At 69.8% G+C, this 20,703-nt stretch carries 15 protein-coding genes; 12 read left to right on the forward strand and 3 right to left on the reverse strand.

All coding sequences use genetic code 11. From position 1 onward, the window contains the following. Nucleotides 1-19: 19 nt before the first annotated feature. From IE325_RS29250 to IE325_RS29270, 5 genes are all read left to right on the forward strand, one after another. The gene (locus IE325_RS29250) at nt 20-313 is read left to right on the forward strand and encodes a DUF503 domain-containing protein (RefSeq protein ID WP_190073085.1); all 294 of its coding nucleotides are present in this window, start codon (nt 20-22) and stop codon (nt 311-313) included. 37 nt (nt 314-350) lie between these two features. Continuing rightward, nucleotides 351-797, forward strand: coding sequence for a 30S ribosome-binding factor RbfA (gene rbfA, locus IE325_RS29255; protein WP_190073086.1), 447 nt, complete (start codon nt 351-353; stop codon nt 795-797). Then, nucleotides 794-1,699 (forward strand): tRNA pseudouridine(55) synthase TruB, encoded by a 906-nt coding sequence (truB, locus tag IE325_RS29260; RefSeq protein ID WP_190073087.1) that lies wholly within the window; start codon nt 794-796, stop codon nt 1,697-1,699. The genes rbfA and truB overlap by 4 nt, the downstream gene beginning before the upstream one ends. 272 nt (nt 1,700-1,971) lie before the next feature. Continuing rightward, entirely contained in the window at nt 1,972-5,499 is a 3,528-nt protein-coding gene (locus IE325_RS29265) for a trypsin-like peptidase domain-containing protein (RefSeq protein WP_190073088.1), read from the forward strand. A gap of 126 nt (nt 5,500-5,625) precedes the next feature. Then, nucleotides 5,626-6,573, forward strand: a complete 948-nt coding sequence (locus IE325_RS29270; protein ID WP_190073089.1) for a bifunctional riboflavin kinase/FAD synthetase — start codon at nt 5,626-5,628, stop codon at nt 6,571-6,573. Between the two features lie 88 nt (nt 6,574-6,661). On the opposite strand, the gene IE325_RS29275 is transcribed toward IE325_RS29270, so the two are convergent. The 3 genes from IE325_RS29275 to eccE all read right to left on the reverse strand — a co-directional run bounded on the left by IE325_RS29275 (nt 6,662) and on the right by eccE (nt 12,234). Continuing rightward, on the reverse strand, nt 6,662-9,817 hold the full coding sequence (locus tag IE325_RS29275) for an SCO5717 family growth-regulating ATPase (RefSeq protein ID WP_229912097.1): 3,156 nt from the start codon (nt 9,815-9,817) through the stop codon (nt 6,662-6,664). 255 nt (nt 9,818-10,072) lie between these two features. Then, nucleotides 10,073-10,915: a hypothetical protein gene (locus IE325_RS29280; RefSeq protein WP_190073090.1), complete on the reverse strand. Its 843-nt coding sequence runs from the start codon at nt 10,913-10,915 to the stop codon at nt 10,073-10,075. Further along, the gene (gene eccE / locus IE325_RS29285; RefSeq protein WP_190073091.1) at nt 10,915-12,234 is read right to left on the reverse strand and encodes a type VII secretion protein EccE; all 1,320 of its coding nucleotides are present in this window, start codon (nt 12,232-12,234) and stop codon (nt 10,915-10,917) included. Before eccE ends, IE325_RS29280 begins: the two co-directional genes overlap by 1 nt. 397 nt (nt 12,235-12,631) lie before the next feature. Here eccE and eccB point away from each other — a divergent pair, with 397 nt between their 5' ends. The 7 genes from eccB to mycP (IE325_RS29320) all read left to right on the forward strand — a co-directional run bounded on the left by eccB (nt 12,632) and on the right by mycP (IE325_RS29320) (nt 19,989). After that, nucleotides 12,632-14,194 carry a type VII secretion protein EccB gene (gene eccB, locus IE325_RS29290; RefSeq protein WP_190073092.1) on the forward strand — a complete coding sequence of 521 codons (1,563 nt, stop codon included), beginning with the start codon at nt 12,632-12,634 and terminating at the stop codon, nt 14,192-14,194. Between the two features lie 216 nt (nt 14,195-14,410). Then, nucleotides 14,411-14,722: a WXG100 family type VII secretion target gene (locus IE325_RS29295; protein ID WP_128435259.1), complete on the forward strand. Its 312-nt coding sequence runs from the start codon at nt 14,411-14,413 to the stop codon at nt 14,720-14,722. Nucleotides 14,723-14,838: 116 nt separating this feature from the next. Beyond that, nucleotides 14,839-15,123 (forward strand): WXG100 family type VII secretion target, encoded by a 285-nt coding sequence (locus IE325_RS29300; RefSeq protein WP_190073093.1) that lies wholly within the window; start codon nt 14,839-14,841, stop codon nt 15,121-15,123. Between the two features lie 318 nt (nt 15,124-15,441). After that, nucleotides 15,442-16,668 (forward strand): type VII secretion-associated serine protease mycosin, encoded by a 1,227-nt coding sequence (mycP, locus tag IE325_RS29305; protein ID WP_373315237.1) that lies wholly within the window; start codon nt 15,442-15,444, stop codon nt 16,666-16,668. 70 nt (nt 16,669-16,738) lie between these two features. Then, complete coding sequence (locus IE325_RS29310) at nt 16,739-17,071, forward strand: DUF2563 family protein (protein WP_190073094.1); 333 nt, start codon at nt 16,739-16,741, stop codon at nt 17,069-17,071. 40 nt (nt 17,072-17,111) lie between these two features. Beyond that, nucleotides 17,112-18,560 (forward strand): hypothetical protein, encoded by a 1,449-nt coding sequence (locus tag IE325_RS29315; protein ID WP_190073095.1) that lies wholly within the window; start codon nt 17,112-17,114, stop codon nt 18,558-18,560. A gap of 88 nt (nt 18,561-18,648) precedes the next feature. Next, nucleotides 18,649-19,989 (forward strand): type VII secretion-associated serine protease mycosin, encoded by a 1,341-nt coding sequence (gene mycP / locus IE325_RS29320; RefSeq protein ID WP_190073096.1) that lies wholly within the window; start codon nt 18,649-18,651, stop codon nt 19,987-19,989. Nucleotides 19,990-20,703 lie beyond the last annotated feature (714 nt).

Here is a 20,703-nt window from a genome sequence, read left to right on the forward strand (position 1 = left end):
GGGACATCCGGATACACACATGTATGTGGGGACTCTGTCCTTCGACCTGCTCCTCGGCGACGTCCACTCGCTGAAGGAGAAGCGCTCCATCGTCCGTCCGATCGTGGCCGAACTCCAGCGCAAGTATGCGGTGAGTGCGGCGGAGACGGGCAATCAGAACCTCCACCGCAGGGCCGAGATAGGGCTCGCGGTGGTCTCCGGGGACACGGGCCACCTCACCGACGTACTGGACCGCTGTGAGCGGCTGGTCGCCGGGCGGCCGGAGGTGGAACTGCTCTCGGTTCGACGCAGACTCCACAGCGACGAAGAGTAGAAGCAAGCAGCAAGAGACGTATGAAGGAGACGGACCAGTGGCCGACAACGCGCGGGCGAAAAGGCTGGCGGACCTCATCCGGGAGGTGGTGGCCCAGAAGCTGCAGCGCGGGATCAAGGACCCGCGGCTCGGCTCGCACGTCACCATCACGGACACCCGGGTCACGGGTGACCTGCGGGAGGCGACCGTCTTCTACACGGTGTACGGGGACGAAGAGGAGCGGGCCGCCGCGGCGGCCGGCCTGGAGAGCGCCAAGGGCGTGCTCCGCTCGGCCGTCGGTGCCGCGGCCGGTGTGAAGTTCACGCCGACGCTGGCCTTCGTGGCCGACGCCCTGCCGGACAACGCGCGGACCATCGAGGACCTCCTCGACAAGGCCCGCCAGTCCGACGCGAAGGTGCGTGAGGTCTCGGCAGGTGCGGCCTACGCCGGTGAGGCGGACCCGTACAAGAAGCCGGGCGAGGACGAGGACGACGCCGCCGAATGACCCAGAAGAACCAGACGCCCGACGGGCTTGTCATCGTCGACAAGCCGTCGGGCTTCACCTCGCACGACGTCGTCGCCAAGATGCGCGGCATCGCGCGCACCCGCCGCGTCGGCCATGCCGGCACGCTCGACCCGATGGCGACGGGCGTCCTCGTCCTCGGCGTCGAGAAGGCGACCAAGCTGCTCGGTCATCTGGCCCTGACCGAGAAGGAGTACCTGGGCACGATCCGCCTGGGCCAGACCACCCTCACCGACGATGCCGAGGGCGAGATCACGGCGTCCACCGACGCCTCGAAGGTCACCCGGGACGCCGTCGACGCCGGGATCGCCAAGCTGAGCGGCGACATCATGCAGGTGCCGTCCAAGGTCAGCGCCATCAAGATCGACGGGGTGCGGTCCTACAAGCGGGCGAGGGAGGGCGAGGAGTTCGAGATCCCGGCCCGGCCCGTCACCGTCTCCTCCTTCACCGTGTACGACGTCCGGGACGCCGTCGCCGACGACGGCACCGCCGTCCTCGACCTGGTCGTGTCGGTGGTCTGCTCCTCCGGTACGTACATCAGGGCCCTCGCCCGGGACCTCGGCGCCGACCTCGGCGTCGGCGGCCACCTCACCGCGCTGCGCCGCACCCGCGTCGGGCCGTACAAGCTGGACTCGGCGAAGACGCTGGACCAGCTCCAGCAGGAGCTGACCGTCATGCCGATCGCGGAGGCCGCCGCGGCCGCCTTCCCGCGCTGGGACATCGACGCCAGGCGGGCCCGGCTGCTCGGCAACGGGGTCCGCCTCGACATGCCCGACGAGTACGCGGGCTCGGGTCCCGTCGCCGTCTTCGACGCCGAGGGCCGCTTCCTGGCGCTCGTGGAGCAGCACAAGGGCAAGGCCAAGAGCCTCGCCGTCTTCGGCTGACAGGGCCCGATCCGGGTGCCTGCCCGTGGAGCGGCGGTCACGGGGTCGTCCTCTGCCCGCCGCTCCACGGTCCCCCCTCGGTTCCCCCACCTCTAGGGTGTATCCAACGACCCTCGCCTGTTCACCCGTCCGGGCAGGCGCTCGGAGTGAACCGAGGGAGCGGAAGGGGGCGCGTTCGCCAAGCGATCTGTCCCGCTGATCACATCACGCCTAACGTCGGAAAAAGGACACGGGCGGATGAGCGTTCGGGCGCGGGGCGGGGAGGTTCGACGATGGCGGGACGGGGCCCGCGGGCGGGCGGCGCCCGCAGGACGCCGGAGGGGACGCGGTACGACGGGGACCGGTCCGAGGCGTTCGTCGATGGAGCCGGGGCTGAATGGAGCGTGGGCGGCCCGCAGGACGCGCGCCGCTCCGAGCCCGCAGACGCGGCCCTGGTGCGCATTCACGACCTGGCCGGACGCCCCCGTGGCCTCGGCTTCCTCGCCGATCACCGCGGCACCCTCGTCACCAGCCATGAGGTCGTCGACGGCCTGCCCTGGCTGGTGTTGCTCGCCGCCGCGGACGACCGCAGCTGTGTGGTGCCCGCGAGCGCGGTGACCCCCCTGCCCGCGCTGGACCTGGCCCTCGTGCGCACCGAGGGACTGGGGGTGGCGCCCCTGCCGGTGAGCGCGCGGGAGCGGATCGAGACCGGTGCCTATGTGCGGATCCCCGCCGGTGGCTGGCGTGAGGCGCGGGTGCTGGGCGAGGCGTCCGTGACGTACACGGCGACCGACCGCGTCCATCGCCTCGATGACGCCCTGGAACTCGCCATCGGCACGGCGGGCCGGGACGCGCTGCGGCTCGGCGGAGGGGCCGCCGGAGGGCCCGTGCTCGATGCCGGGACCGGCACCGTCGTAGGCGTGCTCGGTACCGCCCTGCGCAGCGGCAGGGGCGACGCCGGGTTCGCGGTGCCGCTGCGCCCGCCGCCGCACGGCCCGCTGGCCGAGCTGCTCGCCGAGAACGCGGCCACGGTGCCCGCGTACGGCACCGACCTGAACCTCGCGGGCGTACTGGAGCTTACGGCCACCTCGATCGGGCAGGACGGCCCGGACGCCGGGGGAGCGGGCGCGGTCACCCCGGTCGAACGGGCCGCCACGGCAAGGGAGTTCGACGCCTTCGCCGCGAGCGGGGCCGCGGTGCTCGCCCTGGTCGGGGCGCCGGGCAGCGGCCGTACGACGGAACTCGCGGCCCTCGCCGCCCGGCGCAAGGCGCCCACGCTGTGGCTGCGCGGGGCCGATCTGAAGGACGGCGACGCCTCGGTGGCGGACGCGGCGCGCAGGGCGCTGGCCCGGGCCGCCCGGATCGTGGCGGCCTCGTCCGGCCTCACCACCCTCGGGGACACGACCCCGGAGCGACTGGCCCACCTCGCCCACCGCACCGGCCGCCCCCTCCTGCTCCTCCTGGACGGCCCGGAGGAAATGCCTCCGTTGCTGTCTCACCGCCTCACGGAATGGACCGACGGCACCGCGCAGTGGCTGCGGGAGACGGGGGCGCGATTGGTGGTGGCGTGCCGGGCCGAGTACTGGGAGGGCGCGGGGGCGGAGTTCCCGGAGGGGGTGCTGTACGGCGCCGCTGAACCGGAGACGGCCGCTGCGAGCCTCCCGCCCTGCGTACGGCTCCACGACCTCGCCCCCGACGAGGCCCACCAGGCCCGCGCCCGCTACGGCATCCCGGACGGCGCCCTCGCCGAACCCGACGCCCGGCACCCGCTCACCCTGCGCCTCCTCGCCGAGGTGCGCGCCGCCCTGCCCGGCTCGCCCACCCCGGGCCGCGTCGACCGCGATGACGTCCTCTCCGCCCACCTCGACCTGATGTGCCTGCGCATCGCCGTCCGCCTCGCCGCCGAGAACGGTCTGCGCGGCACCGCCGTACGCCGCCTCGCCGCGAAGGTCTCCGGACAGGTCCACGAGGCCGCCCGGCGCAGTCTCGGACCGGGCCAGGGCGAGCTGGACCGCGCCTCCTTCGAGGCCGTGTTCCCCTGGGGCCCCGCCCCGGCCACCCTCGGCGGCGGCACCGGCTGGGCGTCCGCCGTCCTCACCGAAGGCCTCCTGGTCCCGGCGGGCAACGGCTACCGCTTCGCCCACGAAGAGCTCGCCGACTGGATCCAGGGCATGCACCTCGACCTCGACGAGGCCCTGCACGCCCTGGTCCACCGCCGACGCACCGACCCCGACGCCGCGCACCCCCTGCCCGTGCCGCACCACCGCATCGGCCCCGTCGTCGAGGCCCTCCTGCAGCTCCCGTCCGGTTGTCAACTGGCAGCACGCCTACAGGAGTTGATCCACGCCCTGGACACCGACCGGCACTCCTGGTGGGCCGGCCGGCTGCTCGCCGAGACCCTGCTGAGAGTCCCCGACGCGATGCCGTACCAGGACGTGCTGCACCTCCTCACCGACCGGATCGTGGCCTGGCGCCGGCACCAGCGGTCCGTGCCCCGGGAGTTCGGCCCCGGCTTCTGGACCGCGCTGCCGCTCCCGGACGCCGAGCGCCTCGACCTGCTGCGCCGCCTCGTCCTCGCCGACGGCCCGCCGGCCGACACCGACGAGCCGAGCCCCACCCGGTACCTGGACGCGGTCGCCCGGCTGCTCGCCGACGACCCCACGGCCGTACAGCGCCACCTCACCCGCTGGTTCGACGACGACCGCCCCCTGCCCGCCACCCCGCACGCGACCGTCGCCCACGCCGCACAGGCCCTGCTGCACACCCATCGCCAACGCGCCCTCGACAGCCTCACCGAGACACTCGTCGACAGCGCGCACCGCAAGGCCGACGAACTCCTCGCCGTGCTGGCCGAGGAGGAGACGTCCGTCCTGTGCCGGGCCGTCGACCGCTGGGCGCACGACGAACGACCCGCGCGCCGGGTCGCCGCGGTGGCGTACGGGCTGCGCGTCGCACCCCACGCCCGCACCGAGGCCGATCGCGAACCGCTGCGCCACGCCGCCCTCGCCCTGCTCGCCCGCCCCGACGACTGCACCCTGCACGGCGGCGCGCTCGCCCTCCTCGTCCGCGATCCACGCACGCGTACCCGTCATCTCGCCCAGGCCCTGGCGCACTTCGCGGCCGCCGACCCGCAGCTCCCCGCCGACGCCCTGGTCCCCGCCCTGGCCACCCACACCGAACCGGTTCTCGACGCCTTCCGCACCCGCCTGAGCCGACCGGGCGCCGCGGAGGCGCTGCGCACCCTCGCCGACGTCACCACGCCCGCCCTCGCGGGGAGGGTCGCCGCCCTCGTACGGGACGCGGCGGAGCGGCAACCGGAGACGGCCGCCGACCTGGCCGCGTACATCGACCGGCGCCTCGACCACGGCCCGAGCGCCCGCGCCGTACTCCTCCCCCTGGTCACCGACCTCCTCCACAGCGGCACGGAACCGGTGCGGGCCGCCCTGGCCGCCGTGCTCGCGACCTCCGGCACCGCCGCCTCCCGGCCCCTGCGCCGCGAACTGCGCGCGTTCTTCCTCGGCCATGAACACGCCCCCGCCGTTCTGGACGCCTTCCTGCACGCCACCGTCCAGCGGGCCGGTGACCGTGCGGACGACGATCTGCGCGGCCTCGTCCACCACACCGGACTGCTGCTCGTCCGCACCCCGGACGGCGCGGCCCGGTTCGACCGCGGCCTGGTCGACCTGGGCCGCCATGTACCCGGCTTCGCCACCCGCGTCGCCGGCTGGCTGACCGACACCCCGCAGGAGTGGTCGGCCGTGGTGGGCCCCAGCACCCGCCGGATGATCGAGAACCTGGCCGGCGTACGAGTTCCCGCCTGACCAGGGCCTCGTCACGTGCACCCGGTCACAGGGCAGACACCGATGCGGGCCGGGGGCGTACGGCATGGCACCCTTAGACCTGCGTAAGAAGCGTGACAAGCGGACGGGCGACAGGGAGCAGGCACAGTGCAGCGCTGGCGTGGCTTGGAGGACATCCCCCAGGACTGGGGGCGCAGCGTCGTCACCATCGGTTCCTATGACGGAGTCCACCGCGGGCACCAGCTGATCATCCGGCACGCCGTGGACCGCGCGCGCGAGCTGGGCGTCCCGGCGGTCGTCGTGACCTTCGACCCCCACCCCAGCGAGGTCGTGCGCCCCGGCAGCCATCCGCCCCTGCTCGCCCCGCACCACAGCCGCGCCGACCTGATGGCCGGGCTCGGCGTGGACGCGGTGCTGATCCTCCCCTTCACCACCGAGTTCTCGAAGCTGTCGCCGGCCGAGTTCGTGGTCAAGGTCCTGGTCGACAAGCTGCACGCCAAGGCGGTCGTCGAGGGCCCGAACTTCCGCTTCGGACACCGCGCGGCGGGCAACGTCGAATTCCTCGCCGAGCAGGGCAAGGTCTACGACTTCGAGGTCGAGGTCGTCGACCTGTACGTGACCGGCGAGGCGGGCGGCGGCGAACCGTTCTCCTCCACCCTCACCCGGCGCCTGGTCGCCGAGGGCGATGTCGAGGGCGCCGCCGAGATCCTGGGCCGCCCGCACCGCGTCGAGGGCGTCGTGGTGCGAGGCGCCCAGCGGGGCCGCGAACTCGGCTTCCCGACCGCCAACGTCGAGACCCTGCCCCACACCGCCATCCCCGCCGACGGCGTCTACGCCGGCTGGCTCCACGCCCAGGGCGAGGCCATGCCGGCCGCGATCTCCGTCGGCACCAACCCCCAGTTCGACGGCACGGAGCGCACGGTGGAGGCGTACGCCATCGACCGCGTCGGACTCGACCTCTACGGCCTGCATGTGGCGGTGGACTTCCTCGCCTACGTCCGCGGGCAGCAGAAGTTCGAGTCGCTGGACGCGCTGTTGGAGGCGATGGGGCGGGATGTGCAGCGGTGTCGGGAGCTGATCGGGGACGCGGGCTGAGGCTTGCGGGCTGGGACTTACTGAGACTTACGACGGCGAAGGGCCGGCACCTTGAGGGTGCCGGCCCTTTCGTCTGCCCGTACGCCCCCTATTGCTGGGTCCAGCCGGGCGGCACCGAGCCCGGTGGCTGACCGGGCTGCTGGCCCTGCTGGGGATCCTGTTGCGGCGCCTGCTGCTGCCAGCCCTGGCCGGGCGCTGGCTGCTGCGGGGCCTGCTGACCCCAGCCTTCGCCCGGCTGCGGCTGGGCGTAGGGCTGCTGCGGCGGCTGTTGGGCCGGGTAGCCCTGCTGCGGGTACTGCATGTTCGGGTTGCCGAAGCCCTGCTGAGTACGGGCGATGTCCTCGGCGATGACGGCGGCGAGGTCGAAGTAGGCCTCGCGCGTCTTGGGACGCATCATGTCGAGGTCGACCTCGGCGCCCGCCGAGAGGTGCTCGTCGAAGGGGATCACGACGACACCGCGGCACCGGGTCTCGAAGTGCGCGACGATGTCCTCGACCTTGATCATCTTGCCGGTCTCACGAACCCCGGAGATCACGGTGATCGACCGCTGGACGAGATCCGCGAAACCGTTCGCGGACAGCCAGTCGAGCGTCGTCGAGGCGCTGCTCGCACCGTCCACCGACGGGGTGGAGATGATGATCAGCTGGTCCGCGAGGTCCAGCACACCGCGCATCGCGCTGTAGAGCAGACCGGTACCGGAGTCCGTGAGGATGATCGGGTACTGGCGGCCCAGCACGTCCAGCGCACTGCGGTAGTCCTGGTCGTTGAAGGTGGTGGACACCGCGGGGTCCACATCGTTGGCGATGATCTCCAGGCCGGAGGGCGCCTGCGAGGTGAAGCGGCGGATGTCCATGTAGCTGTTGAGCTGCGGGATCGCCTGCACCAGGTCACGGATCGTCGCGCCCGTCTCACGCCGCACACGTCGGCCGAGGGTGCCGGCGTCCGGGTTGGCGTCGATAGCCAGGATCTTGTCCTGCCGCTCAGTGGCGAGAGTCGCGCCCAGTGACATGGTCGTCGTGGTCTTGCCGACGCCGCCCTTGAGGCTGATGACCGCGATCCGGTAGCAGGACATCACCGGCGTACGGATCAGCCCCAGCTTCCGCTCGCGCTCCGCCTGCTCCTTCTTGGCGCCGAGCTTGAAGCGTGACGGGCCCTGGTTGTTCTTGCGTGCCTTGGGCTGGTTGCGAAGCAGCCGGTCCGAGGACAGCTCCACCGCGGCGTTGTAGCCGAGCGGGGTGCCCGGCGCCGCTTGCTGCTGCTGGGGCGCACCGGGTCCCGCCTGCGGGCCGGGCGGTGCGCTCCAGCCCTGGTTGCCGTAGGCAGCGGGGTTCTGCTGGGCGGGGGGCTGCTGCGGTGCCTGCTGCTGGGGGTGGGGCTGTTGCGGTTGCTGCTGGGCCGGGGGCTGTTGCTGTGGTGCCTGCTGCTCGGGCTGCTGGGGGTAGCCGTAACCGCCCTGCTGCTGGGGTGGGTAGCCGTAGCCGGGCTGCGGTTGCGGCTGCTGAGGCTGCTGTTGGGGGTAGCCGTAGCCGTCGGGATGGGGCTGCTGGGCCTGGTGCGGCGGCTGAACCTGCTGGGGCTGCGGCTGGCCGGGGTGCTGCTGGGCCGGCTGCTGGGGATAGCCGTAGCCGGCGGCCTGAGGCTGGGCGGGCGGCTGCGGCTGAGCCGCCTGGCGCGGGTCGACCGGCGCGGGCTGTGCGGTCTGCGAGGGGTACCCGGGCTGGGTCTGGGGCTGGGCCGGACCGAACGCGCCCTGCGGCGGGGGCTGGTGAGCCGGCTGACCGGTCTGGTCGGGGTGCGGCTGGGCCGGGGGCTGTCCCTGGGGGTAGCCGTAGCCGGGGGCCTGGCCTGCTGCGGCAGCTGCCGCAGCGGCCTGCGGGTCCGGGTGGCCTGCCTGCTGCGCGGGGGCGAAGCCCTGGGGGAGCGGGGGGAGGGGCTGGCCCTGCTGGGGCGGTGGGGGGGCCTGGGCTGCGGGCTGCTGGGCCTGCGGCTGTGCCTGAGGCTGCTGCGGCTGGGGCTGCTCGGGAGCCTGGCCGGTGGGCTGGGCCTGTGGCTGCTGCTGCGGCTCCTGGACCTGGGCCGTCGGCGGGGTCGCGGGCACCGGGGCTGCCGGTGCCCCCGGCTCCGCTTCCGGCGTCGCGGGTGCGGCCTCGGCGCCGGGCTGCGCGGGGGAGTCCGCGTCGGCCGGGGTCGGCTCGTTGCTCTCCGGGACGGATACGGACCCGGTGGAATCACCCGGCTCCGGCTCGTCGCCCGGCTGCTCCTCCGGCTCGTCGTCGGCGCCGCCCCCGAAGAGCAGTGCCGCTTCCGCGTCGGCGGCGGCGTGGTTGAGCTCGATCTCGGGCTGCGCCGGGGCGGGCGCCACCGGGACACCGGCCGCCGGGGTGGCGGTCGGGGCAGGAGGGGCGGACGCGGCCTGGGCGTCGTCGTCGACCGGGCGCAGTACGGGAAAGCCGGGCGCAGCGGGGGCGGCCGACGACTGCTGGACGGGTGCGACAGGGGCGGCGGGCGGCGGTGTGGGGGCGGTCGGCGGCTGGGCGGGCGTCTGCTGCTGGGGATAGCCGTAGCCGCCGGACGTGTCATGACCTGGCTGGGGCGCGCCGAAGCCGCCCGAGGTGTCCTGGCCCTGCTGCGGATAGCCGTAACCACCCGAAGTGTCCTGGTTCGGCTGGGGAGCGCCGAAGCCGCCGGACGTGTCGTGGCCCGGCTGAGGCACGCCGAAGCCACCCGAGGTGTCCTGGCCGGGCTGAGGTGCGCCGGTCGGTGCCTGCTGCGGATAGCCGTACCCGCCGGCCACGGGGGTGCCGCCCTGCGGCTGCGCGGGCTGCTGCTGCGGGAAGCCGTAGCCACCCGCGGCCGGGCCCTGCTGGTTGGCGGGCGTGCCCTGGGCCGGGGTGTGCTGGGGCGGCTGCCCCGGCTGCTGCGCAGGCACACCAGGGGCCTGCTGCTGCGGTACGCCGGGAACCTGCGGCTGCGCCGGTGCGGGCGGCTGCTGCGCGGGCGCCTGGGACGCGGGAACGCCGGGCGGCCCCATGGGCGACCCGATCGGTGGTCCGCTCGGCGGTGGTGGCGAGTTCTGGCCGGCGGCGTCCTGCTGTCCGTCCCCGGAGGAGCCACCCTGTGTGCTTTGGGCGTACCAGGCGGGAGGTGTGTAGACGATTTCGAACTCGCCGGTGAGATCCACCTCGTGATCGTCCCCGTCCGAGGAAGGGCTCCCGCCGTTGTACTCGGACCGATCCCTGTTCACTGCTTGCCTCCTGGTCAGCCACTGCTGCTGAGCTGGTCGTCGTCGCGGCCGGGCGGACCGAGTGGCTAGTCCCACGCGACTGCGATCGTCACCGCACCACCAGAAGCCTAATCACTCGCATGGCGGGCCGTAAAAGCCCCCATGGGCGCGGACGCTATAGCGCGGGATGCGGTGACGGAAGAGCTTCGTGGGCCTGCGGTGGAAAGCCCCCTGGGCGCGGGCCCGTTCAGGTCCGCGCCCGGCGACGACGACGCGTCAGTCCATGCGGCGGGCCACGCCGAGCAGGCCCGTCTCCGCATCGGTCGGCTCGGTCATCACGAACTTCTGGTGCTTGCGGGTGCACCACAGGGCGACCCCGTCGTGCAGGGTCGGCAGGTGCTGGAGCTGATCCTCGGGGACGCCCAGCGTGTCCCGTACGGCCTCGGTCTCGTAGGGCGAAATGCGCTGGATTCCCACCAGATGGGCCTGCGCCAGCAAGCGCGGCGCGTGCTCACTGACGAAGGGCAGCACCGTCACCACGGACTGCCACGGCACGGACGTCACACGGCCGCGAGGCGGGCGGATGCCGCAGTCACGGAACAGCACGACCGGACTCGACACGGACGGACCCTGCGCGGGCACGCGACCCACGGGATACACGGTCACACACTGCTGGCCGCCGCCCGCCGCCTGGGCCAACTGCTGCCAGGCCTGCGGACGTCCGGTCTCGACACCCACGCGCGCTCCCGTGGCGGCGGCACGCAGCGCCAGCACCTGGGCCAGCCACAGGCCGCCCACGAGCACGACATCGAAAGGGGTCGGACGGGACAGCCCGAGCACCGCCGGATGTGACTCCGGGTCGGTGCCGATGATCACGCCGTCGTCACCGAGCGGCATATTGATCGCGGCGAGTTCGTCGGCGGTGACGACATGACGGTTGCGGCGCGGGCCGCGCAGCCCGAACCCGGGGCTGAAGATGCGGCGTTGCTGCTGCTGCGGCTCCGGCTGCCGGATGATCGGGATCATGCCGGTGTCGGTGGGCGAGGCCACGTGCGCGGGCGTACGCGCGGGGTTACGGCCCGGCTGTCCCGGGGGCATCGTCTGGGCGGGGTGGGACATCAGTACGTACCTCCGAGCGGCAGAGTGGCGAGAGCACCGGGGACCTGCTCCCGGTCGAGGCGGACCAGGCCGACCTTCGAGGCACTCGCGGCCCGCTCCAACTCGCGCCCCACCTGGCCGAGTTCACTGTCACCGCGGGCGGTGACCCGGATGTGCCCGGTGAGCGAGACACCCCGGTTCCCGGCCTTGCTCAGGGTCATGCTGAACGTCGTGGCCAGCACCGGCAGCGAGGTGAACCGCGTCACCAGCTCCGGCAGCGCCGCCCCGCCACTGCCCAACTGCGGCCAGCGGGAGACCCAGTACGTGGTGTGCCACCGGTCGTCGACCCGCCAAGTACGCACCGCCTCGACCGTACGACGCTGGGTGCGCCCGTCCTGCCCGTGCTGCGCGTTGGCGCGCGGGTTCAGGCAACTGGACGTCGCCAGGGCCTGCACCAGCTCGGTCTCGTCCAGGATCGTCGCGTTGAACCCGGCGCCGGCCAGTCGGCTCGCCAACTGGTCGGCCACCCGCAGCAGTGCGCGCTGCGCACCGGGAACGCCGTCGCCGCGCGCCTGCACGGCTTCCGAGCACAGCTCCGGGTCGAGCTTGAGGGCGACCCAGGTGAGCCGCAGCGCGGGGGAGCCGGCCTGCGCCTGCAGAGGGCCGTACGACCGCGCGGCCAGTGACTGCTGGGGCAGGTGCGGCGCGGGCGCCGGCTGGGTGTGCTGCACGACCTGCGCGGAGGCCAGCCGGATCCCGTCGACCTCGAGCGCGTCCTGGATCAGCCGCAACGGCAGCTGCCGTCCGGCGGTCCCGGGACGCAGCGGCTGGTCACCGGGCTGGACGAACAGGACGGCCGTGAGGAAGGTGCCGTCACCGATCATGCCGATGGAGCGGTCGTCACGGGAGACGAAGGAGTACGTCCGCAGCGCGGGGTCGCACTCCACGACCGGCGCCAGCATCGCGTCGGTGCCGGGCGGCACGGGTGTCTTGGCGTCACGCTTGCGCTGCCGCAGCGCCCGCGTCGTCTCGTACCACTCGGGCAGCGGCCGCCGACCACGGCGCAGCACGGCCATGAGGAGCAGCAGCGCCGCCACGGCGCCGGCCGGGGCCAGCAGCCAGGAGGCGTCGGCGGCCCAGGCGACCAGCATCACGGCGGCCGCGAGCTCCACCAGGATGAGCTGCTGCAGCCGTACCGGACCCAGACCGCCCGGACGGGGCAGCGTGCGGGGCGATGCGGCGGCGGGGGCGGTGGGAGTGGCCGACGTACGTCTGCCGCCCGGCCCTCCCTGTTGCTGCGGTGCGCGGCGTCCGCGCCGGGTGCTCGTAGCGCTGGTCATCCCCCGGGACATCCCTTTCGCGAAGTAGTGGCCGTTCGCCGGGCCCACATCGTGAATCATCCATCGTCAATGCGAGTGGCTCACGGTACCCGCTGCGGAACGCGAGGCGACACAGGGGACACCGAAACCCCAGGTGGCCAGCCAATCACGTGCGGGGCCCGCATGGTGGAGCGCTGTCGTGAAGCTCTGTGAAGATGCGGGGGCGGCCGCGCACCTGATGAATCGTCCTCGCGTGGCGCAGGGCATAGTAGGTGCCTGCGCGGCCGAAGTGGCCCTTGGAGCACGGTCGTATCGCATGCGGCCGTATCGACTGCAGTCGTAGCGAATGGATTCGTATCGACCTCGGCCGTAACGCAGCAAACGCGATTGAGCATCACAAACGGGAGAAACGGGGACCATGGCAAAGCAGCGTCGGGATGAGCTCGCCGCCTACACCTTCGCTCGCAAGCGCACCGTCGCGGCGTTCCTCGCGCCGTCGCCCGGGGGCTCGGAGGAAGGCGCGCCGCGTCCGGTCCGTACGGTGATGCCCAGCCTGGCGGTGGGCATCGTGCTGGTGATCGGCTTCATCGCGTGGGGCGTGATCAAGCCCACGGCCCCCAAGGGCTGGGACACGCCGGGCGAGTACATCATCGTGGACAGCGATTCCACGACGCGGTACGTCGTACTCAACGACAAGACGTCGAGCGGCAAGAAGAACAAGACGCTGCACCCGGTCCTGAACTACGCCTCCGCCAAGCTCCTCCTCGACAAGGGCAAGGGCACCGTCCTCGAGGTCCCCGGCAAGGAGATCGACAAGAGCGGTATCCCGCACGGCGCGACCCTCGGCATCCCGTACGCCCCCGACCGGCTGCCCGCCAAGGACGACGCGGAGAAGGCGAAGACCTGGGCGGTGTGCGAGCGGCCGGTCGAGGGGTCGACGCGCGCGATCGACCGGGCGGTGTTCGTGCTGAACGCCAAGGACGCCGAGACACTCGACAAGGCGGGGAAGGTGGACCCCCGCGAAGCCCTGTACGTCCGCAACACCACCACCAAGGTGGACTACCTGGTGGACAGTAAGGGCAACAAGTTCCAGCTGGGCACCCCGTCGCTCGAGCCCACCACGATGGAGAAGCTGCGCGCCGCCGCCATCGGCACCACGGCCGCGGGGTCCGAACCGCAGTTGGTGAGTTCGGAGTGGCTGAGCACCCTCAACGACGGCGGGGTGATCACCTTCCCGCAGATCGACGGAGCCGGCTCGCCGACCCAGCTCGAGGGGCTCCCCGCCGACACCAAGGTGGCCCGAGTGATCAAGGCACAGGACGCGCAGATCGCCCAGTACTACGTCGTCCTCCAGGACCGGGTCGCCGCCATCACGCCCTTCGTCGCCAGCTTGCTCAGGGCGGCGTGGGGCATGGACGAGGACGCCGACATCAAGCTTTCGACGTCGCAGATCATCGATGTGAACGGGGGGCAGGCGCGCCCCTTCTACGAGGACAAGGGCTGGTTCGAGACCGTCCCGAAGCAGGCCAACTCGCCGGCCTCCGCGACCGCCGAGGCCCGCAACACGTCCTGCAGCGTCTACGACGGCACCATCGGCGAGGGCAACAAGCCGCAGCTCGGAGCCTGGGCCGGGACGGCGTACCCGAAGCGGATCGTCGCCGACTCGCTGAGCGCCTACGTCTCCTCCGGTTCGGGCCTGCTCTTCACGGAGGTCACCGGTACGGCGGAAGGCGGCGGCGCGCAGTACCTGCTGACGGACACCGGCCTGCGGTACTCGCTGCCGAAGAGCGACGACAGCGCGGCGAAGGGCAGCGGCAGCGACGCCTCCAACGGCGGGGCGAGCGAGACCGACAAAGCGCGCACGCGGCTGGGGTACGAGGACGTGTCCAGCCCCGCGATCGTGCCCCAGACATGGGCGGCGTTCATCCCGAAGGGACCCACTCTGGACACGGGCAGCGCGTCGCAGGAACAGAGTCAGTGACCGGGTAACCGGCGTACGTGCAGGCGCACTTGAGAGTAAGACGGCGTGAGAGTCACAGGATGATCGCCCAAGTGTGTGAGGCGTGTAACTGATTGGCCTTGCCTGTGGCTGAGTGGCAGGCTGACGATAGAGTGTTTGCAGCGCTCAAACGTGCGAAGCACCTCCGGGCACCGGAACAGGTTTCCCGGACAACGACGACATGGGGGAAGGTTCAACATGGCCGGCCAGTTCCGGGTAACAGAGGACGAACTCACCAAGCTCTCCGGTGACATCAATACCGCGAACGGTCAGCTCCAGGGCGAGATCCGCCGCCTCAATGGAGTGATCGACCAGATCGCCGGCGGCTGGAAGGGCCAGGCGGCCCAGTCCTACCGTCAGCTCCAGGACCGCTGGAACGCGGACGCGAAGCGGATGAGCGACATCCTCAACGACATCAAGGAAGCCGTGGACTCCACGCGGAGCAACTACTCCGCGTCGGAAGAGCAGCAGAACTCCGAGATCAGCAAGATCATGTCGGACTTCGGCTGATCGAGCCGGGTGGGAGCGGGCCGATTCGGGCTGCTTCGCCATGGCTGGTCGAGCTCCAGCCGCTCACCAGCTGATCTCCACTGACTTCCTACAAAACTTCCTGAAAGGGAACGACGATGTCGATCCTCGTCAATTACGCAACGATCACGAACGCGTCCACGGACGTGAAGTCGACCGCCGGCCGCATCAAGCAGCAGCTGGACGACCTCGAGGCCGCCGTCAAGCGCGTCGCCCAGTCCTGGGAGGGTGAGGCGCAGGAGGGTTACCAGCGCAAGCAGGCCGAGTGGGACAAGACCGCGGCCGACCTGCACGCGACCCTGCTGAAGATCTCCACCGCGCTGCAGAACGCGGCCGAGAACTACCAGGCCACTGAGAAGAGCAACTCCACGACCTGGGGCTAAGCCCGTCGGCGACCCGAGGGACATGAGATGAAGGGATTCGGCCCAGCGGACGCCAAGGCGACCGCTGGGCCGACCTCTGCTTCGGGGCCGTACACAACTTGCGTGGGATGGCGCACAGCAAATCCCGCAAACATTCACACTCACAGCTACACGCGTGACATCTACATGACCCAGCTTCGAAGGAAGCAAGGAAACCCTGGGGGCCTGAGCATGAGAGGCCTGGACGTGAAGGGCCTGAACGTGAAGGACCGGACAGCCCGTTCGCGCAGCCGCACCGGCCGAGGCCGTGGAACCCGCGCACTGCAGCGGGCTTTCGGCGTGCTCGCGGTAACCGGGGTCTGCCTCGCACTGACGCCACCCGCATCGGCGGCGGACACCACATCTCACAAGCCTCCCGCGGTGGACTTCGGCCTGTCGGCCTCCACGGAATGCGTCTTCGGCGGCGACGTGATCAAGTCCACGCCCTGGTCGCTCCAGCGGATCCTCCTGGATCAGCTGTGGGCCCAGGCGAAGGGCAAGGACGTCAAGGTCGCGGTGATCGACACGGGCGTGGACAAGTCGAACAAGCAGTTGAGTGGCGCTGTCGTGGGGGGCAAGACATTCGTCGACGGCCCCGCGACCAAGGACATAGAGGGCCACGGCACCCGCGTAGCAGGCATCATCGCGGCCCGCCCGTTGAAGGGCACGGGCTTCGTGGGCATAGCGCCGGAAGCCGAAATCCTCTCGTACCGCTACACGGGCGGCGACGAGAAGCAGGGCAACTCCCGGACGATGTCCCAGGCGATCGCCGCGGCCGTCGCCGACAACGCGGACATCATCAACATCTCGTCGGACACCACGAACAGGGAAGACAACGACGAGCTGCGGGACGCGATCAAGGCGGCCGTGAACTCGGGCGCCCTCATCATCGCGGCGGCCGGCAACGAGGGGGCGGACGGCAAGCAGGCCAACACCTACCCCGCGTCCTACGACGGCGTCCTGGCGGTGGCTGCATCGGATCGCAACGACGAACGCGCCCCCTTCTCGCAGTCGGGCAAGTTCGTGGACGTCGCGGCACCGGGCGTCAGCATGGTGTCCACGGTCCCTATCGACGGCCAGTGCACGGCAGACGGCACGAGCTTCGCGGCGCCGTACATCGCCGGTGTCGCGGCACTCTTGATGGACAAATACCCGGACTGGGACGCCAACCAGATCGCCACCCGCATTGAAGAGACCGCCCAGCGCCCGGGACGCGAGCCCAACCCCTTCATCGGGTGGGGTGTTGTGGACCCGGTCGCCGCATTGTCGGAGGAGTCCACGCCGGGTGAGTCCCCCGAGCCCGATCCGCCGGTTGCGGCCGGCGCGGGTGGGGTCATCCCCATGGCAGTGACGATGGGGGAGAGCGAGGCGGAGCGGGAACGCCGGGTAGCGATCTATGTTCTGGGTACGGGACTTGCGCTCGCTCTTGTGGTTGCGGGGAGTGGGGTGGCTGTGCGGGACTGGCGTAGTCGGCGATCCGGTGAGCTCGGTCGGGCTCGACGGCCGGTCAGCGGGGCTGGGCGATGACGGCGATGACGTGGCGCGGGCACCGAGTGGGTGCTGACAACTTGAGAAACAGGGGAGAGGACAACGGGGTATGAGTGACGGCATGCGGGTGGATCTGAGCGCGCTTGATGAGGTCATCAGGCGCCTTTGGACGCTGCTGGACGACATGGATGAGGCGGGGAAGACATCGAGGTATCGCACGGATATCCCGATGAAGGCGTTTGGTCCCTTCCAGGAGGCGTCTGAACTTTTCGTTGCTTACAAGCAAACGAAAGACGACCTCGAAGGCACCATTGCGGCGCTGCACGGACTGATCACTAGGTTCGGCACGAGCACCTCCAAGGTCAAGGACAAGTACACCGAGCAGGAATACGCGAACAAGCAGCAGATGGGCGGCGGCTCGGGAACTGAATCATTCGAGTAAGTAGCCCGAACGAGAATCATTGACTGAGGGAGGGTTCGCCATGGCTGATGGCAACAAGACGCAGAAGCCGCCGGTGCTTGATCAGGGAATGTGCTATTCAGGGCGCCCTGAGACGAAGTCGGATTTCATTGAGTGTTCGCTGGTGCAGCTCAAGGCGATGCTCGCTGACGCCGATCCGGACACGGTCGAGACCACGGGTAAGCACTGGGGAACGGTCCACGACATCCTCGTCGGCGGTAAGACCGACAGCCTTGGGATCGCCGGTGCGCTCGACAAGGCGGTCAAGGAGGTCCTGGAGCACTGGGGAGGGGATGCAGCAACGGCCTTTTCGAAGGAGGCCGCCAAGATCTCGACCAGCATCCGGAATGCGGCTTGGTATGCCGACCTCAACAGATCCCAGATGGCTGACGCGAGTGTGCAGTTGCGGATCGCCAAGAATCTCGTGGATGACCTTCAGGAACCCGGCGCTTTGGAAAAGGGCCTTGATAACCTGAGCGAGATTACAACCGACGGATCCAACGCCAACGCGGCGCTTGCGAGACGCGACAAGAGCGCCGAGCAAATCGCCGACGAATATGAGAGCGATATCGGATCCAGCAGGTATGTGCAACTCAAGGCCGTCGGGGCAATGGAGACCCTCGGGGCCAACTATATGCGGGTCACTCGGAACCTGAGGAACAATAAGGTCGAAAAAGGCGAAGATGGCCACATCAAAGACCCGAACCGTGAAGTGGAGTACCCGCCACCTGTCGTCTCACCCGGTGTAGGTGCGTCCCGTCCAAGCGGTTCGGTATCGGGTAATAAGCCGTGGAGTGCAGGCCAAACCACCAGCATCAAGCCGGCCCCCTCAGTGCCCCGGGACCCGGGTATCACGGGAGGTGCACAGCTTCCGACGGCTGGGACCAAGGTGGACGGTATCTCCCCCGGCCTGACCGGAAGCGGTCCCAGCACCGGAATCGGTGGATCCAGCGGTGGTGGCGGCGGTATCGGCACCGGCGGAGCTCAGGGCCCGGGCATCGTGGCGCCCGGTGGGGCGTCCGGAGTCAGGGGCGGCACTGCTGGACGCGGTGGTATCGGAATTGCCGGCGGTCGCGGAGGCATGGCTGGCGGCGGCGCGGCTGCGGGCCGCGGTGCCGGAGGTCGATCCGGTATGGGCGGTATGGGCGGCGCCGGAGCTGGTGCGGCTGGCCGAGGCGGTGCTGGTGCCGGCGGCCGGGGAGCCCTTGCGAAGGCCCGTGGCGGCGTGGTTGGCGCAGCAAAGGGAGTTACTGGCAAGGGCGCCGGTGGCGGCGCAGGGCTCCACGGCAGCCGTGGAGGAACCCAGCGCGGTGCTATGGCCGGAGGGGCCGGCGGTATGGCCGGTCGCAACGGCCGACGGTCTGAAGACGAGAACAGTCGCGGCGACCGTCCCGACTACCTGGTCGAGGACGAAGAAACCTGGATCTCGGAAGAAGACCGCAACCGCAACGTACCGCGGACCATCGAGTAGATAGACGAAGCGAGCCGCACGGAGAGCGTGCGGCTCGCCCGTATGAAGGCTGGCGGAACCAGCCGTTGCTGAGTGAGGAGCAAGGAACATGGGTGCCAAGCGAGTCTGGTCCACGACAGGTGTTGTGGCGTTGACAGGAGCCTTGCTCCTCACTTCAGCACCGACTGCCTCAGCCGATTACGTTCGGGACCAGCAGTGGGTCCTGGATGCCTACAAGATGGACGCAACTTGGGCGTTGACTCAGGGTGAGGGAGTCACTGTTGCCGTCGTCGATTCAGGTGTCGACGGCAGTCACCCCGATCTGACTGGTCAAGTCCTCCAAGGGAAAGACTTCACCGGAGGGGGAGATGCTCAGGAGGATGTGGCCGGACACGGCACGGGCATGGCGAGCTTGATTGCCGGCCATGGCCATGGCGCGGGAAACAACGCGGGCATGGTGGGGCTCGCGCCAAAAGCAAAGATTCTTCCGCTGCGCGTTCTTCAGAAAGAGGATGATGATTTCGAGGACGACACGTGGGCCGAGGCTGTGCGATATGCCGTGGACAACGGTGCGAAGGTCATCAATCTTTCTCTCAGCGGAGGAACAGGCAGTAGGACTGCCACTAGTGGCCGCGAGGCAATCGCGTATGCCCAAGCACACGACGTCGTAGTCGTTGCGGCTGCGGGTAACGATGGAGGGTTCACCGTTAATGAGCCGGCAGCTCTGCGGGGTGTGGTCTCTGTCGGCGCCGTAGATGACAAGGGAAACCTCTGGGACAAATCCAATGTTGGGGATGGACTGACCCTCGTTGCTCCAGGCGTTGAGATCGTCTCTGCGAACACCAATCGGTCCGACGGATATAGCTTGGACAGCGGAACTTCGGACGCCACGGCTTATGTTTCCGCCGCGGCAGCCCTTGTCCGGGCCAAGTACCCTGACCTCACTGCAGGCCAGGTAATCAACCGCCTCATCAAGTCAGCTTCATTCCTTCATCACAAGGGATTGAAGGCCCCTGATCGCGAATACGGATACGGCGTCATCCGCCCCAACAAGGCCCTCACGATGGACATCCCCAAGGGCTCCAAGGAAGGCCCCTTGGGGCAACTCCCGTCCAGCACGGAGTCGAAGGCCGGCAGTGCCACCGATGGCAACGAAGACGGCTCAACTCAGGCCAAAGAGCAGGACTCTTCAAGCCGCCTGCCAATCGCCCTCATCATCGGCGGCATTGCAGCGGTACTCGTGATCGGCGGCATCATCTTCGCCGTGATGCGCAGCCGAGGTAACCGCAGCAACGGCGGCCCCGGCTCCGGCGGTGGAACCCCTCCTCACGGCACGGGCTACCAGCAGTACCCCAACACGGCTCCGAACCAGGGGTACCCCGCGCCTCCCGGACAGTCCCCGCAGCACCAGAACCCCTACGCCCAACAGCCCCCGCACCAGGGCCAGTAGGGACAACTCCCTCTCGGAGAGGCTGTGAACCCGGAACTGCCGGACCTGAGTTCCCAACCGCTGCTGATGAGATGACGTCGCGCACGGAGCCACTTCACTAGCACCCTGCTCGGGATTTGCAGTCGTTGCCCCTTGGTTACTCCTCGTTGGGTCGGTCATGTCAGGCACGCTTTGTGGCTGACAGTGCTCAATTTGATCGGCACATATGCGGGTCTCTTGGCCATGCTCCGTGGGTACCGCGATGGCAATCGAGCTCTGAAAAGGTGGGAGGCGGGGACTCATGCCACGACTCTGCTGCGCTGTCTCGTCGTACCCGCGATTCTGCAGTGACATAGAAACCGAAAAATGAGAAGGGAGCCTGCTAAGTGGGCTTTGTTGTCGCTGTGGTGGGCATTGTCGGCCTTGGTGCGGTAATCGGCGCTGTTGTTGTATTCGCTGTAGTACGCAGCCGCCGCAACTTCGGCACCGGCCCGATTAGCTCTGGCGTCGGAGCTCATCCCCAGAACATGGGTTACCTGCCTCAGCAGCCGTATCTGGAAACTCCGAATCAGGGCTACACCACGCTTCCAGGAAACCCTCCACAGCACCCCAACCCCTACGCGCAACAGCCGCCTCCATACCAAGGGCAGTAAGAGTTCGCCACATCCGTGAGGCGGGCACGTGGATGAGAGGCGAGAGTAGATGAGCGGGTGAATGGTTCCGAGTTCCTCGAGA

Source organism: Streptomyces lanatus, from assembly GCF_014655715.1.
Lineage (GTDB): Bacteria > Actinomycetota > Actinomycetes > Streptomycetales > Streptomycetaceae > Streptomyces > Streptomyces lanatus.